9 protein-coding genes are annotated in these 11,940 nt (G+C 70.9%); 8 read left to right on the top strand and 1 reads right to left on the bottom strand.

What is annotated here, in order from left to right; genetic code table 11:
* The 8 genes from AC0IY1_RS22640 to AC0IY1_RS22605 form a co-directional block, all read left to right on the top strand.
* Window positions 1-2,499: PBP1A family penicillin-binding protein (locus tag AC0IY1_RS22640; RefSeq protein ID WP_471772577.1), on the top strand; the 2,499-nt coding region annotated here is incomplete at its 5' end.
* Between the two features lie 188 nt (window positions 2,500-2,687).
* Window positions 2,688-3,722 carry a helix-turn-helix domain-containing protein gene (locus AC0IY1_RS22635; protein WP_471772575.1) on the top strand — a complete coding sequence of 345 codons (1,035 nt, stop codon included), beginning with the start codon at window positions 2,688-2,690 and terminating at the stop codon, window positions 3,720-3,722.
* 95 nt (window positions 3,723-3,817) lie between these two features.
* A complete protein-coding gene (locus AC0IY1_RS22630; RefSeq protein ID WP_471772573.1) occupies window positions 3,818-6,364 on the top strand; it encodes a heavy metal translocating P-type ATPase in 2,547 nt (848 codons plus the stop codon).
* On the top strand, window positions 6,361-6,858 hold the full coding sequence (gene cueR, locus AC0IY1_RS22625; protein WP_471772571.1) for a Cu(I)-responsive transcriptional regulator: 498 nt from the start codon (window positions 6,361-6,363) through the stop codon (window positions 6,856-6,858). The genes AC0IY1_RS22630 and cueR overlap by 4 nt, the downstream gene beginning before the upstream one ends.
* A 93-nt stretch (window positions 6,859-6,951) precedes the next feature.
* Window positions 6,952-8,127 carry a M20 aminoacylase family protein gene (locus AC0IY1_RS22620; protein WP_471772569.1) on the top strand — a complete coding sequence of 392 codons (1,176 nt, stop codon included), beginning with the start codon at window positions 6,952-6,954 and terminating at the stop codon, window positions 8,125-8,127.
* A 293-nt stretch (window positions 8,128-8,420) separates the two neighbouring features.
* Window positions 8,421-9,503, top strand: a complete 1,083-nt coding sequence (locus AC0IY1_RS22615) for a molybdopterin-dependent oxidoreductase (RefSeq protein WP_471772567.1) — start codon at window positions 8,421-8,423, stop codon at window positions 9,501-9,503.
* Between the two features lie 752 nt (window positions 9,504-10,255).
* Window positions 10,256-10,759, top strand: coding sequence for a hypothetical protein (locus tag AC0IY1_RS22610; protein WP_471772565.1), 504 nt, complete (start codon window positions 10,256-10,258; stop codon window positions 10,757-10,759).
* Between the two features lie 23 nt (window positions 10,760-10,782).
* Window positions 10,783-11,043 carry a M10 family metallopeptidase C-terminal domain-containing protein gene (locus tag AC0IY1_RS22605; RefSeq protein WP_471772563.1) on the top strand — a complete coding sequence of 87 codons (261 nt, stop codon included), beginning with the start codon at window positions 10,783-10,785 and terminating at the stop codon, window positions 11,041-11,043.
* A 95-nt stretch (window positions 11,044-11,138) separates the two neighbouring features.
* Here the strand turns inward: AC0IY1_RS22605 and AC0IY1_RS22600 are convergent, their stop codons facing one another.
* On the bottom strand, window positions 11,139-11,723 hold the full coding sequence (locus AC0IY1_RS22600) for a hypothetical protein (RefSeq protein ID WP_471772561.1): 585 nt from the start codon (window positions 11,721-11,723) through the stop codon (window positions 11,139-11,141).
* Window positions 11,724-11,940 lie beyond the last annotated feature (217 nt).

Below are 11,940 nucleotides of genomic sequence, written 5' to 3'. Positions count from 1 at the left end.
GCCCCTGGACCACGCCCCGCCGGCGGGCCGGAGACCGAGGACACGCGCGCCGCGGCGCGGGAAGCCGCGGCGGCGGCCCGGATCCTCGGCCGCCAGCTCGGCGTGCTCGCCATGGGCGCGGCGCGGGGGGCCGGGCGCCGGGCCGCCGGCGCGGCGCGGGCGGCGGGGCCCGCCTGGCAGGGATGGGCCGACCGCATCCGCCCCCGCACGCCGGCCGGCCCGCAACCCCTCTCCCACGCCGCGCCCGCCGCGGGACCGACGCCCGCGGCCGAGCCTGCACGGGAGCCGCCGGCCCGCGCCGCCGGCCTGCCCGCACGCCTGCGCCGCCATCCCTGGCTCGCCGCCGCCCTGGCGGTCGTCCTGCTGCCGATGGTCGTCCTGGCCGGGCTCGTCCTCTACAGCTTCGCCACCCTGCCGCCCCTGGGCGGCGTGGTGCCGGAGGCCGGGCAGCGGGCGCTCACCGTCGAGGCCGATGACGGCCGGGTCTTCGCCACCCGCGGGGCCTTCCAGGGCCAGAAGCTGACGGCGGCGGAGATGCCGCCCCATCTCGGCCAGGCGATCATCGCGATCGAGGACCGGCGCTTCCGCTCCCACTGGGGCATCGACCCCCGCGGCCTCCTGCGCGCGGTGTACCGCAACGCCGTCGGCGGCGGCGTGCGCGAGGGCGGCTCGACGATCACCCAGCAATATGCCCGGCTCGTCTCCCTGAACCAGGAGAAGTCGCTGCGGCGCAAGATCCAGGAGGCGTTCCTGGCCCTGCGCGTCGAGGCGACGATGTCGAAGGACGAGATCCTGCTCGGCTACCTCAACACCGCCTATTTCGGCGCCGGGGCCTACGGCGTCGATGCCGCCGCCCGGCGCTACTTCGGCAAGGGCGCCAAGGCCCTGACCCTGCCGGAGGCCGCGATGCTGGCCGGCCTCGTGCGCGCGCCCTCGCAGCTGGCTCCGACCCGGAACTTCGGCGGCGCCAAGGAGCGCGCCGACGTGGTGCTGCAGGCCATGGTCGAGACCGGCGCCATCACGGCGGCCGAGGCCGACAAGGCCCGGGCCCAGACCATCACCCTGCGGACGCCCCCCGAGACGCCGCCGGGCACCAACTACTTCCTCGACATGGTCTCGGCCGAGTCGAAGAAGCTCGCCGACGCACCGGGCGACGTCACCGTGCGGACCACCCTCAACCTCGACCTGCAGAGCCTCGCCGAGGGGGTGATCGCCCGGCGCCTCGATGCCGAGGGGGCCAAGAAGAAGGCCAGCCAGGGCGCCATGGTGGTGCTCAACAAGGAGGGCGCGATCCTCGCCCTGGTGGGCGGGCGCGACTACGAGGACAGCCAGTTCAACCGGGCCACCCAGGCCAAGCGCCAGCCCGGCTCGCTGTTCAAGCTCTTCGTCTACCTCACGGCCTACGAGAACGGCTTCAACCCCGACACGGTGCTGGTCGACCGGCCGATCCAGATCGGCGACTGGGAGCCGCAGAACGCGACGGGTCGGTTCAAGGGCGCGGTGCCCCTGCGCAGCGCCTTCGCGCAGTCGATCAACACCGTGGCGGCGCAGCTCGCCGACGAGGTCGGCATCCCGGCGGTCATCGCCACCGCCCACCGGATGGGCGTGACCGCGGACCTGCCCAACGTGCCGAGCCTGGCCCTCGGCTCGGCCGAGGTGACGCTGCTCGAGATGACCCGCGCCTATGCGGGGGTGCTGGCCGGGGCCGCGCCGGTGGACACGCACAGCGTCCACGCCATCCGGGGCGCCCAGCCGCAGCCGCTCTATTTGCGCGCCGACGCCAAGGGCGGCACCGCGATCCCCACCGAGGCCCGGGCGATGATGCTCGATTCCCTTCAGGCCGTGGTCGACGGCGGCACCGGCAAGGCGGCCCGGGTCGCCGGCCTGCCGGTGGGCGGCAAGACCGGCACGACCCAGGACTATCGCGATGCCTGGTTCATCGGCATGACGCCGGACCTCGTGGTCGGCGTCTGGGTCGGCAACGACGACAATTCCTCCATGAACCGCGTCGGCGGCGGCGATCTTCCGGCGAGCATCTTCCACGACTTCGTGCAGCGGGCGACGGCGCAGCTGGCCAAGGGCCGCAAGCGCCCCTCGGCGGCCCGCGGCGAGCCGGCCCGGGCCGAGCCGGCGCCCGCCCGCGAGGCCGCCGCCAGCGCCGCCGCGCCCGGCATCCGCGGCGTGCCGGAGGTGGTCGATACCGGCACCCTGGCCTTCCGCGGCCGTACCGTCCGCCTCCTCGGCGTCGAGGGGGAGGGCGGGGCGCTCGCCCGGCAGCTCGCGCGCTACCTGCGCCGCCGCGAGGTGACGTGCACCGCCGCAGCCGGTGCCGAGGCGGCCGCCGAGCAGCTCCGCTGCCAGATCGACGGCGACGACCTCGCCTCCCTGATCCTCACGGCCGGCGGCGCCCGCGCCGCCGAGGACGCGCCGGCCGACCTCCTGGCCGCCGAGGAGCAGGCCCGCTCCGAGCGCGCCGGCATCTGGGGCCGGCGGCGGTAGGGGGGAGGGGGCGCTCGTGCGGGCCCGAGGATCGAGCCTGTGGTTGCACCGCGCCGTCGATCGCCTATCACGATGCTCGCCCGCGAACGGACGTGGGTCGCATCGCCGATGCGGTCGCGTGACGATCCGCGGGGGCGCCGGCTTTGAACACGGAAGACTCGTCGCTTAAGGAAGACACGTCGATTCCAGTGGCGGCCGGCCGGATCCTTCCGCACCGGACGGTCCTGAGGGACGACGTTCCGAACGCCTTCGGGACCTACCACGACCTCGTCCGGGCGAGCGGCTCGACCACCTACCGGCTGGGGGACACGTTCGAATCCGCGGTGACGGCCTACAGCTTTCCCCGTTGCACGCTGTTCGACCGGCAGCTGGTCGGGGTCGAGCACCGACGCGACCCCGCGCAGATCCGGCGCGACGGTTTCGAGCACTTCCACCTTCAGGTTCTGCGCTCGGGCCGCATGGCCGGCGGCCTCTTGGGCGAGGAGCGGACACTCGCGCCGGGGGACGCCCTCCTGTTCGATGCGACGCTGCCGCAGCGGACCCTGGTGGCGGATGCCGATTACGTCACCGTGACCCTGCCGCGTGCATGCCTCGACGCGGTGCTGCCGGACGCCCGAGGCCTGCACGGACGGATCCTGCCGCGGGACTCCGGCCCCCTGGGGGCGGCGGTCCTGTCCCTGGCGCGGCAGGCGTCCGGCCTCGGCGTCGATCCCGGCGCCGACAGCGCGCTCATGATCGCGGATCTGCTGGCGTCCTTCGTCGGAAGCACCCGACTCACCGGCCAGGGGCGGATCGACGAAGCGGAGATCGATCGCTCCAGGCGGCTCCGGGCGGAGCTGTTCATCGACGCCAACCTGGGCCGCCAGGACCTCGACGTGGAGGCCGTGGCGCGCGGCATCGGCCTGTCGCGGAGCGCCCTGTACCGGACGTTTCAGAGGTCCGGGGGGATCGAGCGCGCGATCATCCGGCGCCGCGTCGCCCGGTTCAGGTCCGCGCTCCTGACGCCGTACGAGGGCCGCCCGATGAAGGTCATGGCCTACGATTTCGGCTTCGCGAGCCTGAGTCACTGCTCGCGCGTCTTCAAGGATTTCTACGGCGTCGCCCCGAACCGGCTTCGCGGCGAACTGCGCGGGGCGGCCGGCACGAACGCGCAGGCGCTCAGGATCGATCGCATGGACGCCTGGTACCGGGACCTGAACGTGTCCCCTCCCGTGTCGGCCTAGCGTCCGTCCGTCTCGCCGCCGCGGCGCGACGCGCGGGGTGCGCGCCGGGCGGCCGCCACCGACCCCCTTGACCTTCCCACCATGGGAACCCCCACATGGGGGACATGGACAAGCGCCCGCTCCTCGATTCCGCGATTCCCACGCCCGGCCGGCGCCTCGGCTTTCCGGTGGAGGGGCTGTCCTGCGCCTCCTGCGTCGGGCGGGTCGAGCGGGCGCTCCGGGCGCTGCCCGGGGCCCAGGAGGTCTCGGTCAACCTCGCCACCGGTCGGGCCGAGCTGCGTCTGCCCGGGCCGGGCGCCGCGGCGGTGGAGGCCGTCGCCCGGGCGGGCTACGGGGTGCCGGAGACCGTCACGGCCCTGGAGATCGCCGGGCTGTCCTGCGCCTCCTGCGTCGGCCGGGTGGAGCGCGCGCTGGCCGCCGTCCCGGACGTCACGGCGGTCGCGGTCAACCTCGCCACCGGTCGCGCCGAAATCCGCCACCCCGAGGGGCTGGTGGCGCGCCGGGACCTGGAGGCCGCGGTCGTGAAGGCGGGCTACCAGCCGCAGGCGCCGGGCGAGGACCCGGCCGAGGCACCGGTCGCGGCCCGGGAGGCGCGCCAGGCGCGGGAGGGGGCGGGTCTGCGCCGCGACCTCGTCGCCGCGGCCGTCCTGTCGGCGCCCGTCGTCGTCCTCGACATGGGCGGCCACCTCGTCCCGGGCTTCGGCCACGCGGTTCACGGCGCGCTCGGCGCCGGGGCCGGCTGGATCCAGGCCGGCCTCGCCACCCTGGTGCTCGCCGGACCCGGGGCCCGCTTCTTCCGCCAGGGCCTGCCCGCCCTGGTCCGCGGCCATCCGGACATGAACGCCCTCGTGGCCCTCGGGTCCGGCGCCGCCTACCTCTATTCCCTGGTCGCGGTCCTGGCGCCGGAGCTGCTCCCGCCCGGGACGGCCCATCTCTACTTCGAGGCCGCGACCCTCATCGTCACGCTGATCCTCCTCGGCCGGACCCTCGAGGCGCGGGCCAGGGGGCGGACGGGCGCGGCCATCGCGCGTCTGGTCGGCCTCAGCCCCGCCACCGCGCGGGTGATCCGCGACGGCGTCGAGACGGAGGTGGCCCAGGCCAGCCTCCGGCGCGGGGACGTGGTTCGGGTCCGCCCGGGCGAGCGGGTGGCCGCCGACGGCACCCTGGTCTCCGGGTCGAGCTACGTCGACGAGAGCATGATCACCGGCGAGCCGGTGCCGGTGGCCAAGGCGCCCGGCGACGGGGCGGTGGGCGGCACCCTCAACACCCATGGCAGCTTCGACCTGCGGGTGGATTCCGTCGGAGCCGAGACCGTGCTCGCCCGGATCGTCCGCATGGTCGAGGCGGCGCAGGGCGCCAAGCTGCCGATCCAGGCCCTGGTCGACCGGGTCACGGGCTGGTTCGTGCCCGCGGTCATCGCCGCCGCGGCGGCGACCTTCGCGGGCTGGCTCACCTTCGGCCCGAGCTCCGCCGACGCCCCCGCCCTCGGCCTCGCGCTGGTCAACGCCATCGCGGTGCTCATCATCGCCTGCCCCTGCGCCATGGGCCTCGCGACTCCGACCTCGATCATGGTCGGCACCGGCCGGGCGGCGGAGCTCGGCGTGCTGTTCCGCAACGGCAGCGCGCTCCAGCGCCTGCGCGCGGTCCGGGTCGTCGCCCTCGACAAGACCGGAACGCTGACCCTCGGCCGCCCGACCCTCACCGATCTCGTCGCCGCGCCGGGCATCGCGGCGGACGAGGCCCTGCGCCTGGCCGCGAGCCTCGAATCCCGCTCCGAGCACCCCATCGCCCGCAGCCTCGTGGCGGCGGCCGCGGCGCGCGGCCTGGCCCTCGGATCGGTGACGGACTTCGCGGCGGAGCCCGGCTACGGCATCGCCGGCACGGTGGAGGGCCGCGCGGTCGTGGTGGGGGCGAAGCGCTTCCTCGATCGCCGCGGCATCGCCGCCGGGGCCCTGGAGACCGAGGCCGACCGCCTCGCCCGGGACGGCCGCAGCCCCCTCTACGTCGCCCTCGACGGGCGCCTCGCCGCCGTGATGGCCGTGGCGGACCCGATCAAGCCCGGCGCGGCGGACGCCGTCGCGGCCCTGCGCGCCCGCGGCCTCGTGGTGGCGATGGTCACCGGGGACGGGCAGGCGGCCGCGGAGGCCGTGGCCCGCACCCTCGGCATCGCGTCGGTCGCGGCCGAGATCCTGCCCGGCGGCAAGGTCGCGGCGGTGCAGGCCCTGCGCGCCCGCCACGGCGCGGTGGCCTTCGTGGGCGACGGCATCAACGACGCGCCGGCCCTGGCCGAGGCCGATGTGGGGATCGCCATCGGCACCGGCACCGACATCGCGGTGGACGCCGCCGACGTGGTGCTGATGTCGGGCGCCCTCTCGGGCCTGGTCAGCGCCCTCCGGCTCTCGGCCGCGGTGATGCGCAACATCCGCCAGAACCTGTTCTGGGCCTTCGCCTACAACGTCGCGCTGATCCCGGTGGCGGCGGGGCTGCTCCACGCCGTCGGCGGGCTGCTGCTCTCGCCGGTCCTCGCCGCCGGCGCCATGGCGCTGTCGAGCGTCTTCGTCCTCGCCAACGCCCTGCGCCTGCGCCGGGCCGGCGGCAGGGTGACGATCCCGGGCGCGGCGACCCCGGGGGCCGGCGCATGAGCGCGGGGGCGATCACCATCGGCGAGGCCGCCCGCGCCACCGGCGTCTCGGCCAAGATGATCCGCTACTACGAGGAGACCGGCCTGCTGGCGCCGGCCGGCCGGACGGCCGCGGGCTACCGCCTCTACACCGGGGCCGACCTCCACGCCCTGCGCTTCGTGCGCCGGGCCCGCGACCTCGGCTTCACCATGGAGGACATCCGGGCGCTCCTCGCCCTCTGGCACGACCGCTCGCGGGCGAGCGCCCAGGTGCGGCGCCTCGCCCTCGACCACGTGGCGGACCTGCGGCGCCGGATCGACGCCCTGGACGGCATGGCCCGCACCCTGGAGGACCTCGCCGCCCATTGCGGCGGCGACGCCCGGCCCGACTGCCCGATCCTCGACGACCTCGCCAGCGGCCGGCAGGGCTGGACCGGAGAACGCCTGACCGGCGCGACACCGCGGCAGGGGGAGCGCGACCCCGAAGGGGCGCCTTCGCGACGCGGGAAGCGTTGACCGCATTCCTGGCCTCTTGTTTGCTGGGTGAACGGCGTCGCAACCCCGGCGCGTCCCCCCTTGAGAGCCGTCGCCTCTCGAAAGTCGCTGTCCATGCCCGTCCTCGACCGGATCGCCGCCTTCGCGGACGAGATCGCCGCCTGGCGCCAGGATCTCCACGCGCATCCCGAGCTGCAATACGACGTCCACCGCACCGCCGGCTTCGTCGCCGACAAGCTGCGGGCCTTCGGCTGCGACACGGTCGCCACCGGCATCGGCCGCACCGGCGTCGTCGGCGTGATCCGGGGCCGCGCCCACGGCTCGAACCGGGCCATCGGCCTGCGCGCCGACATGGATGCCCTGCCGATCCAGGAGGCGCGCGACCTGCCCTACCGCTCCACGGTGCCGGGAAAGATGCATGCCTGCGGGCATGACGGGCACACCGCGATGCTGCTCGGGGCGGCGAAGTACCTGGCCGAGACCCGGGACTTCGACGGCACGGCGGTGCTGATCTTCCAGCCGGCCGAGGAGGGCGGCGGCGGCGGCGAGGCCATGGTCCGCGACGGGATGATGGAGCGCTTCGGCGTCGAGACCGTCTACGGCATGCACAACATCCCGGGCCAGGCGCTGGGCACCTTCGCCATCCGGCCGGGCCCGATCATGGCCTCCACGGACCGCTTCACCATCACCATCACGGGACGGGGCGGCCACGCCGCCCAGCCGCACAACGCCATCGACAGCGTGCTGGTGGCCAGCCACGTGATCACGGCCCTGCAATCCGTGGTGTCGCGCACCGTCGATCCCCTGGAGAGCGCGGTGGTCTCGGTCTGCGCCCTGGAGGCGGGAGAGGCCTTCAACGTGCTGCCGCAATGCGTGGTCCTGCGGGGCACCATGCGGGCGCTCTCGAAGCCGATGCGGGCCCTGGTCCAGGACCGGATCAGCGCGATCGTCACCCACGTGCCGCGGGGCTTCGGCGCCACGGGCACCATCGCATTCAACAGCGGCTATCCCATCACCGAGAACCACCCGGCGGAGACGGACTTCATCGCCGACGTGGCGGCGGAGCTCGTCGGCGAGGCCGGGATCGACCGGGCCGTGGCGCCCATGATGGCGGCGGAGGATTTCTCCTACATGCTCGCCCACCGCCCCGGCGCCTACATCTTCCTCGGCAACGGCGACAGCGCCGGCCTGCACCACCCCGACTACGACTTCAACGACGCCGCCGCGCCCTACGGCGCCTCGCTCTGGGCACGGGTGATCGAGACGGGGCTGCCGATCCGGGGCGCGTGAGGCGGGGCGCGCCGCGCGGGCCGACCGATGGCCCTGACTTGACCCTGACTTGACCCTCACTTGGCCCTCCGCCGGGAACGGCACCCGATCCGCTCGACCCGGCGCGGGACGGCTTGCGACTCCGACCGGGTATCCCGACGGGGCCCTGCGCGTCTCCGGACCGTCCGTTCGTCGGCCGTCGGGCGATGGCGCGCGACGCCGCTCCGCGCGCGGCGTCGTCCCTCGGGTCCGCGATTGAGCCTTACCGCCGCCGGCGCGTTCACGTCCGTGTCCTCACCCGAACGGAAGCCGCGATGTCGAGCCCCTCTGAGCGAAAGGCTCGCCTGATCGTCCATGGCGACCAGCCCTACAATGCCGAACCGCCCCTCGGCCGCCTCCGTGCCGCCTACCGGACCCCGGCGGAGGACTTCTATGTCCGCTCGCATGGCGATCTGCCGGATCTCGAACCGGAAACCTGGAGGCTCACCGTCGAGGGCGGAGGCGGTGTCACGGGCGAGCTGTCGCTGCACGACCTGCAGACGCGCTTTCCGGAAGTCACGGTCACGGCCACGATGCAGTGCGCCGGGAATCGTCGTGCCGACCTGCGTGCGGTTGCCCCGGTCTCCGGCGATCCTTGGGATGCCGGGGCCATCGGAACGGCGGCGTGGACCGGCGTCCGGCTCGGCGACGTCCTGCGCGCGTTCGGGGTCACGGACGACGCCGGCCTCCATGTGGCCTTCGAGAGCCACGACCGCGTGGAGGGGCGCCCCTACGGAGCCTCGATCCCCCTCGCCAAGGCCATGGCGCCCGAGACCTTGCTCGCCCACGCCATGAACGGCGCGCCTCTGCTGCCCGAGCACGGCTTCCCGGTCCGCGCCGTCGTGCCGGGCTTTGCCGGCGTGCGCAGCCCGAAATGGCTCCGCCGCCTCGCGGTGCAGCGCCACCCGTCCGACAACCCGATTCAGGCCGACGATTACAAGCTGTACCCGCCCGACGTGACCGCGGAGAGCGCGGACCCCACTCGGGGGCACACCATCGACACGATGCCGCTGAACGCGGCGATCTGCGAGCCGGACCGCGGCGCCACCCTCAAGGCCGGGCCGAACCGGGTCCGCGGCTACGCGGTGAGTGGCGACAGGGCCATTGTCCGTGTCGATGTTTCCGGGAATGGAGGCCGGTCCTGGAGGCAGGCCGACCTCGAGCACGAGACGAATGCGCCGTTCGCCTGGACCTTCTGGAGCGTGGACCTGGATCTGCCGCCAGGCGAACACGAGCTCGCCGTCCGCGCCTGGGATGCCGCCGGCCAAACGCAGCCGGCGCTACCGGACGATGTCTGGAACCACAAAGGCTATCTCTGCACCTGCTGGCACCGGCTGCGTGTGCGGGCGGAGGCCTGAACCACCGGTTTGTCCCAAGCACGCGGAGCGCGTTTCGTGCGCAGCCCCCAGGATTGTTGCCGACCTCGTCGCGGACCTCGTTGCGGACTTGCCCCGCATCCGGCGGGCCGCCTGCGCGGGGGACGCCGCCAGCCCGACGGTTCGCGCGGCGTCGGGACGGGGAACGGCAGGGGCGGAACGGGCCTCACCGCTGCCTGTGAGTAGACGGATGTTCCCACGGATCGGAAATGGCCGCGTGTCACGGCCTCCGCGTGCGTAGCGCGGCTCACGTCAGTCCGGAGGGGCGCCTAGCGGTCTCTCCACCCTGCGGCCCTCAGCGAACCAGACCCTGTCGCCACCCCCCTCGCGCTGCCCGAAATGTGGCCAGGAGGCTTTGGTGATGACACGGGAAGCGGAACAGGGTGATCCATCACCCGCAGTCTTAAAGACCGGCGCCGAAGGCTGTAGTTTGCCGACTCGAAACGCGCCTGCTGTCTGGCCTGTGGTGGATCTCTGCGGCCTGTCCATCCACGGGAACAGATCACATCCGCGATTTTTAGCCGTCGCTCGACCGGGCTCGGCTCCGGCTTAGTCGGCTTCACACCGGAATCCAACCCTTTGAACCCTATCCACCTTCTATACAACTTTTGATTTGTAATCGAAAGCAGTAGTGTTCGTGCGCACGCGGCCAAGTCAGCACCACACAATAATAAATCTAATTCGCTAAAAGCTTTGTCCGTGCCTGATAGTAACGCTTCTTGGGGGCAGTAGACATGGTATATGTTGGCGGAACCATTGCAAACGACCATCTGACGGGAACAGATTCGGGGGATCTGCTCAGAGGGTTTGAGGGCAATGATTGGCTCTATGGCGGCTATGGGGCGGACACTTTCGATGGAGGGGCGGGAGATGATTACTTTGAGGTTCGTGGATCGGAAGGTCCGGATTCCTTCATAGGGGGCTCCGGCAATGATACGATCGTTATCGACAGGCCAAATCCGGCGTATTACGCAATCGAACTCGAGATTACTTGGATTGACTCGGTTGAGGTAATCATGAACCTAACCGATCTCAATGTAAATATAAAGACTAAGTTTGCTCTCGATTTAAGCAAGATAATTCTACAAAATATAACATCGTTAGATGGATCTGATGATAACAACTATCTTACAGGTAATATGGTCTTCGATACGGCATCTCAACAATTCCGGGGAATCGGAATCAACGGGTATGGCGGTAATGATGAACTGACTGGTTCGACTAAAACGATTCGTTGAACGGTGGGACCGGAAACGACATCTTGATCGGAGGAAAAGGTAACGACACACTCATCGGCGGAGCAGGCTCGGATACCTTCCGCTTCGACACAGGTAGTAATATTGATATCATTCAAGATTTCACGATCGGCGCTGACAAAATCGAGATTGGCCCTTCAATTTTGAACGTTAATGTTCTCGATTACTCAGGATCTGCTCTGCTTGAGTTCGGCGGTGGGTCGTATGCTTTGTTGTCAGGAGTCCCGCCCACGGCGATCACGGCAAACGACATTTTATTTGCCTAGTGCATCTGCGATGGTCCTGATTTCATAAGCTTGGCAGATCCTGCGCGCACGCCGCGCAGGATCTGATGTCTTAAAACGCCGTTCGTCCGCGGCGATCAGGCATCGGCATTGCGCGAGAGGCTGAGGACTGGCGGCCCGGAGATGTTGGCTTTGAAAAGATCTGCAATCTCGGCCATCTCGATCGCTTGTTCTGCCTCCGTGGCAACATTGACTGCACGCTCGAATTCACCCGATTGCATAGCAATCCAGAGATCCGATTGACGAAAATTCTTCATATTATCCATGGCCTCCTGGGTATCCTTCAGACTCGCCAACTGGGTACTCTTCTCATCAGCTGTCATCGTGCGGTCATCTCGGACGCGCTTTTCCACTGCCGCCCAGGAGTCAAATTGTTCGGTGACCTTGCTCTGACCGATCGTCAGGATAATGGGACCCCAATTTCTCTCCCGTTCCGCTTCGGCCGTTCGCGCCGCGTCCCGCTCCGCTTGGGTGACGTTGAAGATGACCGCGACGCCCGAGGCTTGTCGGGCGGCAGGGCCCGGAGCGGGTGACAGGCCCTGGGCCGTCTTGATCAGGTCGTTGGCATCACCGGAGGCCGGCTGCGCCGAGGGAGGCCGTCCGAGCTCCCGCAGCAGCGAGAGGACGGAACTGGACCGCGCAGAAATTTGGCTCACGGACATGATGGTTCTCCAATGGATCGGCGCTCGGATCCTCATTGCGGGTCATGCTGTCCGCGGGCGCGCGATCGCGGAGCAGGCCGACGATCATGGGGGCCTTGCCATTGAAAAGAGTGTTAAACTGCCGGCCTAGACTGTCTTGGCATGAGACTTTCAGGCTAAAATGTTTCGATGGATTGGAGCAGTCCGACACCGGTGCGCGCCCTGCACTGGAGAGGCA

It is taken from the genome of Methylobacterium sp. AC690 (genome assembly GCF_979256535.1).
This window is presented reverse-complemented; position numbering and strand designations above follow the sequence as displayed.

Excerpts from the sequence above, each read along its gene's own strand:
- AC0IY1_RS22630 (WP_471772573.1), top strand. The coding sequence starts at position 3,818 with ATGGGGGACATGGACAAGCGCCCGCTCCTCGATTCCGCGATTCCCACG.
- cueR (WP_471772571.1), top strand. The coding sequence starts at position 6,361 with ATGAGCGCGGGGGCGATCACCATCGGCGAGGCCGCCCGCGCCACCGGC.
- AC0IY1_RS22620 (WP_471772569.1), top strand. The coding sequence starts at position 6,952 with ATGCCCGTCCTCGACCGGATCGCCGCCTTCGCGGACGAGATCGCCGCC.
- AC0IY1_RS22615 (WP_471772567.1), top strand. The coding sequence starts at position 8,421 with ATGTCGAGCCCCTCTGAGCGAAAGGCTCGCCTGATCGTCCATGGCGAC.
- AC0IY1_RS22610 (WP_471772565.1), top strand. The coding sequence starts at position 10,256 with ATGGTATATGTTGGCGGAACCATTGCAAACGACCATCTGACGGGAACA.
- AC0IY1_RS22600 (WP_471772561.1), bottom strand. The coding sequence starts at position 11,723 with ATGTCCGTGAGCCAAATTTCTGCGCGGTCCAGTTCCGTCCTCTCGCTG.